This is a genomic window from Psychrobacter sp. APC 3279 (genome assembly GCF_030407795.1).
Classification (GTDB): domain Bacteria; phylum Pseudomonadota; class Gammaproteobacteria; order Pseudomonadales; family Moraxellaceae; genus Psychrobacter.
The window spans coordinates 112,134-129,819 of record NZ_JASDCR010000002.1 but is presented as its reverse complement, the minus strand read 5'-3'; the positions used below and the strand labels follow the sequence as shown (position 1 = coordinate 129,819).

The following is a 17,686-nucleotide window of genomic DNA, read 5'->3' as shown; positions in this document are numbered from 1 at the left end:
TAAATTAACGAGACATTTTACGCAATTTTTGTTGCCATCGATGACGTTGCTGCATAAAACGTGTGGTCGCGTGACGTTTAAACTTTGTAGATAAAGACGAGGCCCCAGTCTTAGATGAACTATTTAAAGTACTAGCCATTTTAGATTGCGATTCTTCATTACTCGCAAGCAGCTGTGAGTCTTTGAGAGGGTATAAATAATCAATCACCTGCTCTACTTGTGCTAATCCATAGCCATCAGGTAGACGATACAACGGGTAGCATATAAGTGCGCCATATATTAGCTGTTCAAGAGTCAAAGGTATATCTCGTTGACGCCTTTTTAGATAGGTATATTTCGGTAGCGACTGCCCGTCAATATCTGTGGTCAACCCCCAACCTGCATAAAATGGTAAACCATAGCAGGTGACGTCCAATCCACGCAGCAACGCTTCAAAACCAGTCAGTGAGCTGATCGTATGAACCTCATCCACCCATTCTAAACAATCAGGCATGGCAGTATCGTAGGCAACCGCTTGAACTTGTTGTAGATGAGCTTCTGATACTTTACCTGCTCGCAGTCCTGCCTCAACATCAGGATGCGGCTTATAAATCAAATAAGCGTCTGGGTTATCTTGTCGTACACGTTCGATCAAACCACTGTTTGTCTTTATTGTGGAACCGCAGTACTGTACTGACAAATCGTCCTCTACCTGACCGATAATAAGAACACGTCGTCTCCCAGATATTTTGGCATCCTGCATCCACGAGTTATTTTGAATACTAGAAACATCTATACCAACCCCAACATTGTATTTACTTACCCGCTGATTCAGCAGTTTGTCTTGCAGTTTGTTTACGCGAAGACGCTGTTCAGAACTTAATGGCTGACAATTTTGCAGCAATGTTTCTAAGTCTGAAGGCTGGGTCGCATCGTAATAAATACCTTGTTTGTCTATGACAACAGACAGTGGTGCGAGTAAAGTAGCACCTAAACCATTTGATCGGATAAACCCATCTTCCATACAATAAATAGCTGGCATGTCCGAGCTTTGTTCAGCAAGTTTACTCTGTAGCTTCTTCTGTACTTGCTGACGTTTGGCCAAACCCCATACCAATAAAGGCTGGCTGAAATTGACACGGAAATGGTCTGGATGTAGAAGATTTTTTAGACGCGGTTTTGGTTTAACGAATAATGTCGTACGCGGTAGGTCTATAAAGGCTTTGACAAATGGCAGCTTCCAACGACTAAATTCATATATCGTCAAATCGCCTTCAAGACGCGCTTGCCACCACCGATTGGTCACCAACCACTCAATGGCTGTATCGATATCACAAGCTTGTTTCGTTGCTGGATCTACATAACGACTATAATTAACATAAGCACTATAAAATAATGTTTCTAATGACGTTTCAAGCGTCTTATGTGACGTGGCAGGAAACATTGCTGAGTTTGACAAATCTCTATTACTGAGAAGTATCTCAGCTGACTCTAAACGACGTTTCTCAACTGCTTTAAGTAAGTTTTTAGGTGCATTAGTGTCATCGGTCAGCCCCCATCCGCTATACCAGCTGACTCCAAAGCAATGTACTTTTTTACCTAGCATTAATGCTTCAAAGCCCATATGTGAGCTGACGGTATAGACATCACTTACTTGCTTAAGCAGTTCAATAGGATTGAGAGATTCAGTCAATAGCCTAACGTTTTTAGGCAGTTTTAAGTTGGATAAGTAGCCTGATTTTGACGCAGGATGAGCCTTTATCCAAATATGGGCGTTAGGATGGTTGTGGCATGCAGATTTTAGCATCTTCTTAAATTGACGTTTATTCGCACCAGCACCTTTAACAGAGGCATCACCCGCTACCTGATCAATCAACAAGATATGTAATGGTGAAACACTTTCTTTTTCGTTAATATTTTCTTCATTAATCAATTTGTCCAACGACGGACAATCGATTATGGAATTATATTTACTCAGTTTTTCTTCGCATATACGTGTCATCAGATGATGAGCACGTGCCTCGTCTGCTGCGCGATCATTGCTAGTACTCTTGGTGCGCTCAACAATCAACTGCTCGAGGCGCGAGTGATGCGTCATATCAAAGTAGATACCAACGTCATCGATAACCACACTCAAACCGTGGCGACTATTAATACCTGAATCTAATGAACGCAAAAATCCATCTTCAATACTGAAAGCATTCACATTCTGACGGGTGGCAGCTTTATCAGCTCGTTGAAAGCTTTTCTTGTGTCCCCATCCAATAAATGCCTCAGGTTGTGATTTTTTCTTGTGATTTATCAGGCTTTGTTGCAAGCCTGACCACGGATACCAGCGCTGGATATCAGCTTGCAACACTTGCGAGAGTAGCAAGTTATTGCGACACATACCTTTACCAACTACTGCCAGTTGCTTTGGTGATTGGTACTGTGACGATGGCGAAAGTAGCGCATGATCAGAGGTAGACATAGTAGATACCTTGACTTCATTCGCTACTTCTTTTGCCATACCTTTAATACCTTCACTCGTTAATTTTAGTTAAATCTATTCAACAGTCATCGTTAAGTTATGAATGGCTAACCGTTATAGGTCTAGAACTACCTTGGCAGCAATTGCTAACTGATAAACAATCTGTGATAGACCGCGCGCAATCTCCACACGCTTAGTTTTAACTTTCGGTAATACCATAATCTCGTCACCCTGCTGGATACGATACGCAGTATTGACCACTTGGCTCGCCCCATTTTGATGAATAATTAAGATATCTTTTGTATCAGCGTTATCAGAGAAACCACCAGAGTTAGCCACATAATCGCCGACGGTATAGTCAGGATTAAAGGTAAGTGCCCCTTGTGCTCGTACTTGACCATTGACTGTAATGACTGACGTTTGTGCTGGTATTTCAATAATGTCGCCTTGTTGCAGAATAATATCCTGCCACGAATTTGGCACAACGACGATTTGACCATCCGTCTGAACATTGCGAGCTTTGGCAACGAACTGCTTAACCAATGCTGCATCATCTTGACGCAATGCGGCTTCTTCACGAGTCGTTGACTGAGTGGCAAGCGTTAGTTCTTCTAGACGGTCGAGTGACTCGTTAATCATGCGTTTTTGTTGCTCAGCAACAGATTCGCGATAGATGGTTAGATGCGTTAATTTAGCCAGTGGACTTGGCTGTAATTGTGGCACGATATCTTTTAGACGCGCGCCATATGGCACAACCATTGCACCATTACCAGTATGTGCACCTTTTACCTGCACCGCGATGGTACCTGCGTAACGATCTGACGTTACTACCATTTGATCGCCATTATAGACGGGAACGTTTTGTGCTTCACTTAATGAGTAGTACTCCGCCGTTTGTGCACGTCCTGCACTGCGAGTAATGCTGACATTAGTAGCATTAGCTGCTGGATTAGACACTTGCAACACATCGCCAATAGTCAGATCATTCACATCAAATTCAAAGGTATATTCGTTTTGAACTTGACCGCTTACCACAAATGTCTTTTTCTGTGGTGCCACGGTGATGACATCACCATCACGGAATGAAAATGCCTGTAATTTACCTGCTAACAAAAAGTCATATAAATTGACTTGCTGTAGCATTTGACCATTACGTTTGATTTGGATATCGATATAACTACCGCGCGTTGGGTCAACGCCGCCTGCTCTATCTAAATAAGACAATACCGAGTCTGCTGCTAGACCACCGTAATAGCCTGGTTGCTTAACAAAACCTGTGACGAATACTTTAACTGGCTGCGCCTGCTCTAATGAAGCATAAACCCCTACATTCGAGCGGTAAATACGACTGACAGCATTTTTGACCACGTTTTGTAAGCTGCCATTTTGCACACCAGAGACACGGACTGGTCCAACGTTCGGTAAGAAAATATTACCTTGTGGATCGACGGTCATGGTAGCGGCATACTGATAAGCGCCCCACATTCTTACTTGGACGTTATCACCAGGGTTAATCACATAGCTATCATTGAAGGTAGAGCCTGAAGTCGTCGAAAATGCCCCACGGAACAATTGCTCACCGAACATCATATCTTGAGTTTTAATATCTTGATAAGGACGCGTGGTATTAATAACTGACTGACTTGGTAAGCTTGCTGCGTTAACCGCTTCTTGGGTTGTTGCTTGCCCTGGTACTGCCCCAGCAAATGCTTGGGTAGACACGTTAATATTGCTCTGGTTCTGAGATTGACTCATGTTATTACTGCTTGTGCCAAAGCCTGAACCTGATATTTGATCTGCATAACTGCTTGCAGCTGTTGCAGACATACTAGTCGCCGCCATTGCCAAACTTGTCGCTATCACGATAGAACGTGGTTTCATATTCATGAGTTATATTCCTTTCCTGATCTATCGATCATTACTGATATCTGGTTTTTCAAGATTAGCTACGGTGATCACGGACAACTGCCATTACCAAACGTACAAATCCGTATAGCATTAAGAGCAACGCAAGCGATGTCCAAATAAGATACGCTTGGCGCGGATAAGTTGCATCTTCAGCTTCGTAGGGCGTTGAGATCACAATCAAGTTTTTCATTTTCTTGAATGCTTCTAGTCTTGATTTTTCAAGCGATGACAACGACAATTTATACAATTCGGTAGCAAAATCCACATCTGCCTTGATGGTCTCAAACTGTACCGCTTGACGGTTCAACTTGGTTGTATTTGGCGAGGTCAATTTGGTTTGTTCTTGAGTGATTTGCTCTTCAACGGCCTTTATCTGGCTTCTTAGTGAAACCACTTGCGGCGCATCTGGATTTAGATAACTGAGTAACTGGCGCTCTTCGGTACGCAACGAGCTTAATTGTGCTTGTAAGCTACCAATTAACTGATTGACGATCTGTGCATTGGCCTGTGGATCATAGATTTCGTTTTCGTTCTGATAGTTTAATAGCTGCTCTTTGGCATCATTTAGGCGCTCTTCTGATTCATTTAACTGAGTTTCTGCAAACGCTAATTGATCACGAGCTACTTCTTGCGAAATACGGTTTACGAACTGTTCAGACTCTCCCAAGATAGCTTTGTTCAGCTCAAAAGCATACTTTGAGTCAAAGCCTTCTGTTGATACCGAAAGCACATAGCTCTGCTCATCGAGATCAATGTGAACCCGTTTCTTGAAGTATTCGAGCAAATCTTCCTGAGTCGCATCAGGATCGATTTCATAAATAGGGTCTGAACCATCAACATGGTAAGCTTCACGAAATTTAAACTTATTATCGAGTCGCTTCACCATATCATTCGACAAAATATACTCTGTCAAATAGGTCGCATCTTCTTTACTGGTACTATTAACGCCCAATAGAGCTGATATACCACCACCAGATGGTACGCTAGACTCGCTAACCTGCTTAACCACTACATCTGCAGTAGAAACAAATCTTGGGTGGGCTATAGTCATGACATAGAATATCACCAACACCCAAGGCAAAATCACTAAGCCGATGAAAAGCGAAAAATTGAGTATGTTATTTTTTTGCTTTGTGGACATGCTTTTCATAAACTTTAATCGCTTCTGTTATATCATCAAACACATGTGCTGTCTGATCCATTAATACAATACCAATGTCGCAGCTTGCAGTTATATCTTTTAAACTGTGAGATACCATTAGTACTCCAGACGTTTCTTTTCGAGCCTTCAAAATCTCTCTTGATCTTTTTTTGAAGGCTGCATCACCAACAGCACCCACTTCATCAAGCATATAGTAATCAAAATCAAAAGCTAAACTTAATCCAAAGACAAGCCTTGACTTCATACCAGATGAGTAACTACGTACAGGCATATCGAAATACTTACCGATATCTGCAAACTCTTCTACAAAACGAATTTTTTCGTCGATATAAGGACCGCTTGAATAAAGACGACAAACAAAACGTACGTTTTGACGACCGGTCAAACTCCCTTGAAAACCACCTGCCACCCCTACTGGCCAAGAGATGGTTGAGTCGCTAATAATTTCACCGTGGTCTGGCTCATCAAGGCCACATATAATACGTAGCAAGGTTGACTTGCCCGCACCGTTACGACCTAACAAACCAACACTTTGCTTATCACCAATGGTTAGATTCAAGTCTTTAAACAGATAATGCCGACCTTTTGTAGTCATAAATGACTTTGAAACATTCTTAACTTCAATCATTTATTTACCATAAATTATCAATAACATGAATAAAATATCGATTAAATTTCAATCTACTTACTTAGAACGTATCAGATCTTTTTCAACTGCTTTATACATCAGAAGCCCTAAAAAATTTATACCAATTGTCCACTCTAAAAAATAACCTATATCAATGTGATAGGAGGGATAATTTGGGGCTAGAGAGTGTTTTATAAGCTCCAAATTGTGCACTAATGGATTATATAACAAATAACTAAAATAAGGTTCTGGAACAATAAGTAAAGGGAAAATAACACCTGAAGTAAAATATAGAATTGTAAAAAATATTGTTATTACTTTAGATATCTCACCACCATAATGTCCAACAACCATCATAATAAGCGCTGTGCCAAATCCAAATAAAAAAAGTGTTATCCAGCAAAAAATAACAATATGTAAGTTACCTAGACTTGGAAATATACCGAAAAAAGACAATCCAGCTAATAATAAGATAAAAGTAAAAAAATAAATAATAAGTTCAAGAAATGAGCGAGCAATAATAACATCTATATGCCGAATTGCTCTATATATAAGCAAGCCACGATTACCTTCGACAGCACCTAGCGCTCTCGTTGCCATCTTTTGGAACATACGAAAAGGCACCATGCCTGCCACTAAGAATAATGAAAAATTCATCCCTGGTACTAAGCGCTCACGAATAGCCCCAAAAATTACTAAAAAAATTAATATCTGAAAAAGAACCTCAAGTGGCGCCCATAGATAGCCCAAGCGATAGCCGCCGAAGCGCGTTTGGAGCTCACGCATTAGTAAAGCATGAAATGCGGCACCCATGACTTTAAGGCCACTACGATGCTGAACAGGACGATAAGGAGGTAATTGTATAGACATGGCGTTACAGGACTTTACCGAAAACAGCCCCTATGATAAGTAAGCGCGACATAAGTTACAAGAATTAATCTGTACATATCCTGATAAACCTATGATTTAGTAAGAAATCTGTAAGTAAATCACACCTAAAACGCTATCTATCAATTGCTTCTAGTTTATAAAACCACTTATTTTAGGCAAAAAAAAACCAATCTCGATAGATTGGTTTTTTTCGTACTGCTATATATGGTGGCGATGAAGAGACTTGAACTCTTGACCTCACGATTATGAGTCATGCGCTCTAACCAGCTGAGCTACATCGCCGTTTTAGGCTGCACATTATGCCCAAGCTGTTGACTGCCGTCAACCCCTAATAAGCATTTTTTGCAAAAAAATGAATTTAATTCAGATTAATTGCAACTATTACTATAACAAACAATAAAAAAGGTTTGGTAAACCGATAAGCCGGGTTCTGTCGTGGACGATCATTCCTCTAGGCGTATCATCGCTAATACGCTCAAGCAACCTACCCGCATCGAACGCGGGCCGCGCCATGCCGATGCCTATTTGGTCTTGCTACGCGTGGAGTTTACCATGCCGTGAACTGTTGCCAGCCACGCGGTGCGCTCTTACCGCACCCTTTCACCCTTACCGATAATACCCTAAGATACTAAAGGCGGTCTACTCTCTGCTGCACTGGTCGTCAAGTTACCCTGCCCAGCCGTTAGCTGGCACGCTGCCCTATGTAGCCCGGACTTTCCTCCCCTGCTCATCTGTTGCCAGTGTACAGCGGCGATCGCCTAGTCTACCAAGCGCGCTAGTATAGCAAACTTATTACATTCTGCGCATGTCTTTTGGATTTATTTTTGTGGACAACACAAATAGGTTAAACAAAATTTTCTGGTAGTGTTTCAATATTACCGACCAGATTATCTTTTAGATATGGTATTTGTAGCCAATGCGCTTCGGGATAATGATTGTCCAAATATCTTCGTAGAAATTCAATAGTGCTATTTGCGATCTCAGTATCCGTTTGTTCAGCATCATCATGAATATGATTGTAAATAACACTATGTACCATTAATCCGCGCGATTTTATGGCTTCTAAACTCAGCAAAGTATGATTGATACTGCCCAATCGACCAGAGGTGACCAAGACGATAGGATAGCCTTGCTCGGCAATATAATCTAATATCAGTAGATTCTCTGTAATCGGCACAAGTAAGCCACCTGCACCTTCTAGTAGTACCAGCTCATACTCAGATTGCAGTCGCTTAGTGGCGTTAGTAATCATATCAGGATCAAGTGTCTCTCCTGATAACTTAGTAGCCAGATGAGGAGACGCAGGCTTCTTATAACGATGAGCACAAGTCGTAAAATCTAGGTCACATTGCTGCAGAGGTATGTCCATTAATTGACGATGCGTAATAATGTCATCAGCGATATTCATTTCACCATTATCTGGATTTATCGATACGCCCGTCTGTACTAGCTTTTGAGTAATCACACTCACATCTTGCTGCATAAGCGCTTTGGCAAGTAGTCCAGTGGCATAGGTTTTACCGATATCGGTATCGATACCAGAAACAAATAGAACACTCATGATTGACCTCGGTCTTCTAAATACGTACTCACTACTTTTAGCAACGCTTGGCATAAGATAGCCAATTCATCATCAGTAATCACATAAGGTGGCATGATGTACACCAGCTTACCAAATGGCCTAACCCAGATACCATTATCAATCAATAAAGACTGAAATGTAGGCATATCTACCGCTTCATGCAACTCAATTACAGCAACTGCGCCCAAACAACGAACCTCAGCAACACCCTCTAACTGTGTAGCTGGTGCCAATTGCTGTTCCATCATGCGCTGCATATTGGCGGTGCGCGTTTCGATATCATAAGACAGGATCAAATCAATCGATGCCCATGCCACTGCACAAGCCAGTGGATTGCCCATAAAGGTTGGGCCATGCATAAGGGCTGGATAATCACTATTATGGATAGTATCGGCAATTTTGCGGGTACATAGCGTGGCGGCAAAAGTCATATAGCCACCCGTCAAAGCCTTGCCAATGGTCATGATATCAGGGCTGATGCCAGCATGTTCACACGCAAATAATTTACCACTACGGCCAAACCCAGTGGCGATTTCATCCGCAATCAATAGTACATCATGCTCATCACACAGTTGACGCAGCAATTGTAGGTATTCAGGACTATAAAAACGCATCCCGCCTGCGCCCTGAATAATCGGCTCAATGATAAACCCCGCCAGCTGCTCGCCATACTTTACAAAAAACTGAGCCAACGATTCACGCTCATCTACTGTCAAAGCGCGATCAAAGCCAAGTGGCGGCGCAGGGACGAAATGCTGCATCGGTAATTGCTTGCCATATAGGCTGTGCATACCATTAACAGGATCACAGACACTCATGGCATGCCACGTGTCTCCGTAATACCCTGAATGGGTTGATGCAAACTGTTGCTTGGTTGGACGCTTGGCAGCTACTTGATACTGCAGCGCCATTTTTAGTGCCACTTCTACCGCGATACTGCCACTGTCCGCATAAAAAATTGCATCAAGTCCGGCAGGTACAATGTCGAGCAGTTTTTTACCTAAATCTATCGCCGGCTGATGAGTCAATCCACCAAACATGACATGCGCCATTTTACCCAACTGCTTAGTCAGTGCTTCATTCAGTTTTGGATGGTTATAACCATGAACGCTCGCCCACCATGACGACATACCATCGATCAGGCGCGTGCCATCTTCGGTGATGATATAAATACCTTCAGCTCGATCGATTACGATATTAGAGTAAGTGGGTGGCAGGCTAGCATATGGGTGCCAAAGGTGTTGCTGATCAAAGTCATTTGTGACTTGGCTGGATTGCGTGGTTATTGTTTGAGTGGTTATTGTTTCCATGGTCATTGTATCATCCCTAAAACGCTGTAAATCTCAGCGTCATCAATCGCTTATAAATACTCTATTGACCCGTAATACGTTTGTATTTAGATAGCAGGTCACTTTCAGTCTCGACATGATTGGGATCGTGAGGAATACAGTCGACTGGGCAAATCACAACGCATTGTGGCTCGTCAAAATGTCCGACACATTCTGTACATAGATCAGGGTCGATGACATAGATATCGTCCCCTTCTGAGATGGCTTCATTGGGGCAAGCAGGCTCGCACACATCACAGTTGATGCACTCATCAGTGATTAATAGTGCCATGAACTGTTCCTTATATTTTTGCTTATATCAGTCATATATGGCTGCTCCTTACTGTTTTAGCAAGTGCTAGCAGCATATCTTTAATGCAACATCTTTTATTTAATATTTAACTTTTTATCGAATGCTTGCAAAACACAAGGTGGAACGAATTTGTTGACGTCACCGCCGAGCTTTGCAATTTCGCGAATCATGGTAGATGAGATAAAGGAGTAATTTTGAGATGGCGTCAAAAACACCGCCTCAAAGTTTTCATCAAGCTCACGATTCATATTGGCTAGCTGAAACTCGTACTCAAAATCTGACATTGCACGCAAACCACGCAAAACTGCAGTGGCGTTTTTTTCACGCATGAAATCAACAAGCAGACCTTCAAAACCAATCACAGATACCTGCGGTAAATCAGCAAATACGGTTTCGACCAAAGCAACGCGTTCTTCAAAATTGAACAAGGGTTTTTTGTGATGGCCTGAGGCAACCGCGATAACGACCTCATCAAATAGCTTGACGGCGCGTGTGACCAAATCTACATGACCGTTGGTAATAGGATCAAAGGTACCAGGGTATAGAATTTTGGTATGTAGCTTTGAGGAATTGGGAGAAATAGAGTGGCTCATAGCATGACTGATATAATCGGTGATATTAGGCCATATGCTAGCAAATTTTGCTCAAACTTAATACTTATCTGCTACATTTGTCCTAACAGCTGATTTACCTTTTCATCAGAGGCTTTGATACAATAGGCAGTTCGACTCATCCATCTCATAATTGAAATAAAAAACAAGACTAGTTATTGGATTAGGATGAGGAATTAGTGGGACTGATTAAATAAGGAGCCTGTATCTTAGGTCATCCTTATGGAGAAATTATGTCAAAAAAATCAAAAAAGCCAGATAATCAGATTTGCGCCAATAAAAAGGCGCGTCATGAGTACTTTATCGAAGAAACCTTTGAGGCAGGACTGGCATTACAAGGTTGGGAAGTCAAAGCCATTCGTGCAGGAAAAATGACTATCACTGAAGCGTACGTCATATTCCGCAATAACGAAACTTTCTTGTTTGGTGCGCACATTCAGCCATTACTATCGAGCTCTACGCACGTTAGTCCAGACAGTATTCGTACGCGCAAACTGCTGCTCAATCGTCGTGAAATCGAAAAACTGTCTGGAGCAATCAATCAAAAAGGCTACGCTTGCGTACCGCTGTCTTGCTACTGGAAAAACTCGCTAGTGAAATGCCAAATTGGCCTAGCATTGGGTAAAAAGCAGCATGACAAACGTAAAACGCTAAAAGATCGTGACTGGGAACGTGATAAGCAACGCGGCTTTAAGCAACATTTAGATTAAGTGTTATTTAATCTATATAAAGAAGGACGACTCAATATTTACTGAGCCGTCCTTTTTTGTTGTTTGTGACGTTTAATAAAATAGTAACCTTTATAACATCTAGCCAGTGGCTTTCTATGCCATTTGCTCTTCTAGAGACGCTGCTGTCTTTCTGCTAGCCTGACGCAATTGCCTAACACCATGCGCAATCAAACACGCAATACCTAGCCAAATCAGACCATAGCTATAGATCATCGCTGACTCAAATGGGTTACCTAGTACGGTCACTGCCAAAATAAATAGCAACGCAGGTTCCAAATAGCTCATCATGCCATAGACGTTAACTGGTAGCATTTGACTGGCATCAATATTGGTCTTCATCGCCAAGACACTGAGCACACCCAAACCTATTAGCATCATGATAAAGAAACCAGAGCCGCTAACCAATGCCAAACTGCTTGGGGCAAAGAAGAACAAGTAAGCCAGCGCAAAGGGCGCAAATATCGTTAAATCAACCAACAACCCAGTCACTGCACCGACTCCCTGCAGTCGGCGTAAAATGTAATAAACCGGATACGTACCGCATACCCATAGCGTCGCCCAAGAGACACTTTGGGTACGAATAACTTCGCTACCCACACCCAATGCAGCAAAGGCTACTGCCAACCATTGCAAACGGCTTAGTTTTTCGCCAAAGAGGACACAACCAAACACCACCATCATTAACGGGAATAAGAAGTATCCCATCGCGGTTTGCACACCTTGGCCATTCACTGGCCCCCACATAAATAACCAAAACTGGCTGAGAAATATCGGTGTAGGTAATAGCAACCAAGCCCATTGCTTAGCGCCTTTTAACACTTTCAATTTATCAATGTGTAATCCTAGACGTCCACTTACCATCAGGTATCCAACCAACGCTGCCCACATTGCGAGCATACGCCAGATAAAAACTTGCGTCCCTGATAATGGCGCTAAAAAACTGCTATACGCATAGAGTACGCCAAATAGCACATTAGACAATATGGCAAAAGACACCCCTAATATCAGAGTGCGTTGTTGTGCGCTACCTGTCGTCCAAATCGCAGGTAGTGGCAAACGTGCAGCAGTCGTTGCTAGGGTATTAGCGAATACATTGGAGAACATTGAGATAGACATGATAAGCACCGTAGATATTAATAGATGATAAAAAACCAATTGCTAGCTCTTATTTTGAAGCAGCTCTAATTGATATGATCTATTTTACTAGGCTGCTTTGATATATTATCTCTATATAGATATATTTATGAATAAAAATATCAAATACATGTCGTATAAACTATTATTTTCTTATATTAAACTTTATAGTGATAATATTTATAAAAAGCGATAGAAAACTCTGCTGTTAAGGATTTCCTGATATGAGCCATACTTTAGATAATATTGATAAAGCTATTTTGAACTTGCTACAAGATGATGCGACATTACCGCTCAAAACTGTCGCAGAGCGAGTGCATGTCTCTATCGCGACGGCGCAGCGGCGTATACAGGCGCTAATAGATAGTGACGTGATTACCAAACAAGTAGCCATCGTCAATCCTGACAAAGTGGGCTACGGTCTGACGGCCGTAGTGATGATAGAAATGGAGCGCTCTAACACTTCAATGCAGCATCGGTTTGAGCGCTTGATGGATGCGCAATCACGAATCATGAGCTGCTATGAAGTATCTGGCGATTTTGACTTTATGCTCATGGTCAATGCCAAGAATATGAGCGACTATCATCAGTTCACCCGCAGCTTACTGACTTACGAAAATAATGTGCGCAATTTCAAAAGCCAGTTTGTGATGAACTTTACCAAAAGTGGCACGAAGATTTTGCTTGATTAAGACATCATATGTAGCATATCAAGAAATAAAATGATAAGAGTAGTGTAATTTTAAATATGGTAGCTAATGACGACTTTAAGGATTCTTGTTGTGCAAAATTTAAATACATTTTTAATGTTCAAAATAAATAGCTTACCTTACTTAAAACTCTCACTAAATAGCCTGTTTATTATAGGGTTATTTACAGTTGTATCTCTACCTACTTATGCCTATGATATTCAGCCTGTTTCAAATAGTTGCGATATTTATAAAAATATCGAACAATCTGATAAACCTATCACATTAAGCGAATTCAAAGAAACGCCAAATGGCATAGACATATATTCAGATAATTTTGCATTACAAGTGGCAAAATTTCAGCTCTGTCAAACAAAATATCCTTTCAGTAAGGATACGGATGTTATTAGCCAATATGCTAAATACGAGCAAGCATTATCTAGGTTTGCGAATAAAGCTATTAGCGACTTTCCTAAGAAAGATAGCTTAAGCCATAAACAAATAGAACAATTTAAATCTGATGGTGTTTACTATCAAGAGCAACTAGTCGAGCTTTACTTCCAGATGGCTCTAAATTACTACATAGGTGAATTTGTTCCTAAAGACGATAACAAAGCCATACAATACATGAGTAAGGTTGTAGACTATTTTCAACAAAATAAAGCAAACTCTTCAATTTGGCTAGATTATATGGTGGGTACAGGTTTAGTACGAAAAAATAGACGTGTAAGTCCAAACAACCCTATTATCTTACAGCAGGAAACTGAGACTGGATTAGGTATTGTAAGTACTGCATTATTATCCAAAGCTGGACATTTAGATAGCAAAGCTGTTCTATTGCTTGAGGCTTTCAATTATTGGCGGGCATCTCATGTTAACTCAAGTCAAAAAGAGCTTGAACAGTATTTACAGCCTCTTATTTCAGAGTTGACCGGTTACGCTGAACTGGGCAGTTACAAAGCAATAGAGGGCTTAGATGAGATTTATACTGAATTAGCTTTAACTGATGCGCGTTATGAGCCGAAAGCAAACTATTGGCAGAAGCAGTCAGAAAATATACCTCAAGACAATACTAGCTGGCATTAGTTCAATAGAGTATTAGCGAAAGATAACTGCAATCGACCCATTTTAAAAAGACTCCAATTATACTAGTGTATATTTTTCGAAGTATCGACACGCACACGAATAGCTTTCAAAAAAATTTATTTAAATATAACGACACAGCTTTATATATCGATTTTATTCTATCTTAAATTATTAAAGACCAAATGAGCATACGTTAGATGTTTACGAATAATTAATCATAGTAGAAAAGGGAACCTAATTATGGCTAAGAAAAATTTTATCTCTCACCCAAGGACGCTTATAACAGGAACCATACTAGCCTCAATGCTTGCAATGTCAGGCTGTGCGACTAGCTCATTGTTAGATAATAGCGGACATGTCACCACAAACACGACGAAGCAAGTTCTGTCTGAAGATCAAATTGTTGCTTTTGGTCGTCCTGCGCAGGCGTTACCAAAAATGCCAAACGCGTCAATGGTTATCGTAGGAAAGAAGAACAGCTACGTTCTCACCCAAGGTGGGATAGAAATGGTGAACTTACTGAGTAATCTCACGCAAAAAAATATTCAAGTGGATAACGACATGAGCTTTCATGTACCCAATAATGATGGGTACTTCCAAGGTGAGATGAAACTGTCTTATGCTAAATTAAAAGATGAGTTTGGGCGTTCAGACTATCAGTTCTTTTTGCAAAATAACGGTAAAGAGTGCACCTCAGCGAGTGATCAACGTATCAATGCTCAGCGCTTTTGTTTTAGCGTTCCTGTCAAAGGCGCTATCTATCCGCAAGTTAGTAACTTAGGTTTGATTCAGTCAAACTATCGCGCACTGACCAAGCCATATACGGTGAGTTTTTATACACAAACTCAGCAAGATGTCGTCACTCGTAGCGGTCCAAATGGCGCACAAAAGCTAGTACTGCTACCCTTTGCCCTCGCCTTTGACGTGGTTACTTTCCCACTTCAGCTATTGGACTAGATAGCTAAATACTATTAGACCGCTCATCGACTAGTATCAAGTTTCAAGGTGCGTTATGAAAGCTACATTATGAATTCTACATCTTGAAAGCTATGTTATAAAAGCCCCTTTATATAAGGCACGTTATCGAAAGGTATTCTATTCTCAATCGTAACGTGCCTGCTTAATATCTTAGAATAACTTTTCGACCAGTGTTTTCGGATAGTTTTGTTTCGCCTTCTCTGCCGCTCGAAACATCATCTCATCTGCTTCGACAGGGCCTGCAACATCGCATAAGCATACATAAGCCAGCTGCATCAAATTATTTAATAGGTGCTCGTTGTCAGGTACGGACGGACGATTGCCTTCCAAAAATTGACTAATGTTAAGACTATGCCCTTTGAAGGTGCGTTCTTGCGAAACAGTTTGGTGCATGGTCAGAAATAGGTTACGACTTTCTGTTTCTGATAGCTGACTGCGCAGCGCTTCTATGACAGTATAAAACGCCAAAACCAACTCAGAGACAGGGACTGGCGCTTTGATTGTTTCATTATGACCATTGTGACTGTCAGACTCGACAGTCTGCTGACTGTCCGCTTGCAACGTAGCCCAAAATCCTTTCCTAATATCAGACTTATAAGCTTGCAGCTCAGGATAGCGCCGTGTCGCGTCCAAGACGCACTGCTGCATCATCTTTACAGAGACCGCCGGATACCGTAGCCATTGCGTCTTCAGCAGTCGTACTTCCTCAGGATGTAAGTATTTTGCCAGCACCTCTGCCATCGTGGATACCGTTTGGTCTACGGATTGAGTATCAGTATTCATCAGCTCTCTCCTATAAGTGACGCTCTGTTAGACTTTTAGCATCAAACATTTGCTTTTGAAACTCAGGGTAACCCAGCTCTGCATGCTCGGTATAATCAAGGCCGCGCTGCTCATGTAAACGGCTGGCTTTTAACCCAAAGCTCATGTCAATCAGCTTATACATCACTAGACCCAACCCCAGTCCCCAAGCTAACGCCACGCCCACGCCTAGCGCTTGTACGCCGAGCCGTGATAAGTTAAATAAGTCCCCTGTATAAAACAATCCAGCCGCGAGTGTGCCCCATGCACCGCCAAAACCATGCACTGCCACTGCTGATACTACGTCATCTATTTTGAGCTTCAATAATGCTTGTATGGATAAAATATAGACCACGGAGGCGACTGCACCGATGACAACGGCAAAAACAGGCGTCGTCGTGGCACAGCCTGCCGTGATGGATACCAGACCGATCAAACTGGCATTGACACTATCACTGAGCAAAATGGCTTTGCTCATTGTCCGAGCAATCAGCATGTAGCTTACGACAGCACTGACCGCAGCGATAAAAGTATTGACGGCGATTAGTCCAATATTGCCCGTGATAGATAACGTCGATCCAGCATTGAAGCCGAACCAACCAAACCATAAGATAAATCCGCCAAGCGCTAGCAACGTCATGTTATGCCCTGCGATGAGTCTTGGCGTGCCATCAGGTGCGAAGCGGCCTAACCTTGGGCCAATGACTAAGATGCCTGCCAATGCCAACCAGCCACCGATAGAATGCACGACAGTAGATCCAGCAAAATCAATAAAACCAAGCTCGGCTAGCCAGCCCGTCCCGCCAAAATAACCACCCCATACCCAGCTAGCAAACACAGGATAGATGAACAAGCAAATCAAACAGGCGGCCACCGCATAACCAATAAAGGAGACGCGCTCTGCCATTGCACCACTTGCAATCGTCACCGCTGTCGCTGCAAACATCATCTGAAAGAACATCAAAGCCCAGTCCATATTGGACAACGCGACTGGCATAAAATGATCCGTGCCGACGAATCCTGAGTGATTGGTACCCATCATCAGCCCAAAACCAACTAAGTAGAACGCCAGACCACCGATACACATATCGGTGTAGTTTTTCATCATCACGTTTACCGCATTTTTCGCTCGTACTGAACCGCTCTCAAGTAGAGCAAAACCTGCCTGCATAAAGAACACCAATACCCCGCCCCAGATAATCCAAGCGATGTTTTGATATTCGAGCAGCTGCGCCACGGTCAATGTGTCAGTCTCAGCAGCTTGGGCGCTACTTATCATTGCAAACGATAATGTACTTAGTACCAGCTTATTACTTAGCGATGCTCTTAATAGTTGTAATAGTTTTAATAATGTCTTTATCGTGTCCAGTCCAACAGAGGATGTTCTCATTTTAT

16 protein-coding genes, 1 tRNA gene and 1 other RNA gene are annotated in these 17,686 nt (G+C 41.9%); 4 read left to right on the top strand and 14 right to left on the bottom strand.

The genetic code is table 11. From position 1 onward, the window contains the following. Nucleotides 1-4: 4 nt before the first annotated feature. From QL898_RS01475 to coaD, 11 genes are all read right to left on the bottom strand, one after another. A complete protein-coding gene (locus QL898_RS01475; protein ID WP_290175543.1) occupies nucleotides 5-2,488 on the bottom strand; it encodes a capsular polysaccharide biosynthesis protein in 2,484 nt (827 codons plus the stop codon). A gap of 75 nt (nucleotides 2,489-2,563) precedes the next feature. Further along, entirely contained in the window at nucleotides 2,564-4,336 is a 1,773-nt protein-coding gene (locus QL898_RS01470; protein WP_102078776.1) for a polysaccharide biosynthesis/export family protein, read from the bottom strand. 55 nt (nucleotides 4,337-4,391) lie between these two features. Next, nucleotides 4,392-5,498: a capsule biosynthesis protein gene (locus QL898_RS01465; RefSeq protein WP_240990950.1), complete on the bottom strand. Its 1,107-nt coding sequence runs from the start codon at nucleotides 5,496-5,498 to the stop codon at nucleotides 4,392-4,394. Beyond that, nucleotides 5,476-6,147, bottom strand: coding sequence for an ABC transporter ATP-binding protein (locus QL898_RS01460; protein ID WP_102078774.1), 672 nt, complete (start codon nucleotides 6,145-6,147; stop codon nucleotides 5,476-5,478). Before QL898_RS01460 ends, QL898_RS01465 begins: the two co-directional genes overlap by 23 nt. 57 nt (nucleotides 6,148-6,204) lie before the next feature. Further along, entirely contained in the window at nucleotides 6,205-7,017 is an 813-nt protein-coding gene (locus QL898_RS01455; RefSeq protein WP_102083181.1) for an ABC transporter permease, read from the bottom strand. Nucleotides 7,018-7,243: 226 nt separating this feature from the next. Further along, nucleotides 7,244-7,320: transfer RNA gene (locus QL898_RS01450), tRNA-Met, on the bottom strand. Nucleotides 7,321-7,441: 121 nt separating this feature from the next. After that, nucleotides 7,442-7,808: RNase P RNA component class A (gene rnpB / locus QL898_RS01445), an RNA gene on the bottom strand. A 74-nt stretch (nucleotides 7,809-7,882) separates the two neighbouring features. Then, the gene (bioD, locus tag QL898_RS01440; RefSeq protein ID WP_356638346.1) at nucleotides 7,883-8,599 is read right to left on the bottom strand and encodes a dethiobiotin synthase; all 717 of its coding nucleotides are present in this window, start codon (nucleotides 8,597-8,599) and stop codon (nucleotides 7,883-7,885) included. Further along, nucleotides 8,596-9,906: an adenosylmethionine--8-amino-7-oxononanoate transaminase gene (gene bioA, locus QL898_RS01435; RefSeq protein WP_290175580.1), complete on the bottom strand. Its 1,311-nt coding sequence runs from the start codon at nucleotides 9,904-9,906 to the stop codon at nucleotides 8,596-8,598. The genes bioD and bioA overlap by 4 nt, the downstream gene beginning before the upstream one ends. Nucleotides 9,907-9,991: 85 nt before the next feature. Beyond that, complete coding sequence (locus QL898_RS01430) at nucleotides 9,992-10,240, bottom strand: YfhL family 4Fe-4S dicluster ferredoxin (RefSeq protein ID WP_021814308.1); 249 nt, start codon at nucleotides 10,238-10,240, stop codon at nucleotides 9,992-9,994. Nucleotides 10,241-10,335: 95 nt separating this feature from the next. After that, on the bottom strand, nucleotides 10,336-10,854 hold the full coding sequence (gene coaD, locus QL898_RS01425) for a pantetheine-phosphate adenylyltransferase (protein WP_102078894.1): 519 nt from the start codon (nucleotides 10,852-10,854) through the stop codon (nucleotides 10,336-10,338). A gap of 251 nt (nucleotides 10,855-11,105) precedes the next feature. Here coaD and smpB point away from each other — a divergent pair, with 251 nt between their 5' ends. Beyond that, complete coding sequence (gene smpB / locus QL898_RS01420; protein ID WP_290175542.1) at nucleotides 11,106-11,582, top strand: SsrA-binding protein SmpB; 477 nt, start codon at nucleotides 11,106-11,108, stop codon at nucleotides 11,580-11,582. A 114-nt stretch (nucleotides 11,583-11,696) separates the two neighbouring features. On the opposite strand, the gene rarD is transcribed toward smpB, so the two are convergent. Further along, entirely contained in the window at nucleotides 11,697-12,719 is a 1,023-nt protein-coding gene (gene rarD, locus QL898_RS01415; protein WP_265089161.1) for an EamA family transporter RarD, read from the bottom strand. A 242-nt stretch (nucleotides 12,720-12,961) separates the two neighbouring features. Between rarD and QL898_RS01410 the strand changes: the two genes are divergently transcribed. The 3 genes from QL898_RS01410 (at nucleotide 12,962) to QL898_RS01400 (ending at nucleotide 15,469) form a co-directional block, all read left to right on the top strand. Continuing rightward, nucleotides 12,962-13,429: an Lrp/AsnC family transcriptional regulator gene (locus tag QL898_RS01410; RefSeq protein ID WP_160021529.1), complete on the top strand. Its 468-nt coding sequence runs from the start codon at nucleotides 12,962-12,964 to the stop codon at nucleotides 13,427-13,429. Between the two features lie 90 nt (nucleotides 13,430-13,519). Further along, a complete protein-coding gene (locus tag QL898_RS01405; protein WP_160021530.1) occupies nucleotides 13,520-14,512 on the top strand; it encodes a hypothetical protein in 993 nt (330 codons plus the stop codon). Between the two features lie 240 nt (nucleotides 14,513-14,752). Beyond that, nucleotides 14,753-15,469 carry a hypothetical protein gene (locus QL898_RS01400; protein WP_290175541.1) on the top strand — a complete coding sequence of 239 codons (717 nt, stop codon included), beginning with the start codon at nucleotides 14,753-14,755 and terminating at the stop codon, nucleotides 15,467-15,469. 171 nt (nucleotides 15,470-15,640) lie between these two features. Here the strand turns inward: QL898_RS01400 and QL898_RS01395 are convergent, their stop codons facing one another. Continuing rightward, nucleotides 15,641-16,273 carry a hypothetical protein gene (locus tag QL898_RS01395; RefSeq protein WP_290175540.1) on the bottom strand — a complete coding sequence of 211 codons (633 nt, stop codon included), beginning with the start codon at nucleotides 16,271-16,273 and terminating at the stop codon, nucleotides 15,641-15,643. 10 nt (nucleotides 16,274-16,283) lie between these two features. Next, nucleotides 16,284-17,570 (bottom strand): ammonium transporter, encoded by a 1,287-nt coding sequence (locus QL898_RS01390; protein WP_290175579.1) that lies wholly within the window; start codon nucleotides 17,568-17,570, stop codon nucleotides 16,284-16,286. Nucleotides 17,571-17,686 lie beyond the last annotated feature (116 nt).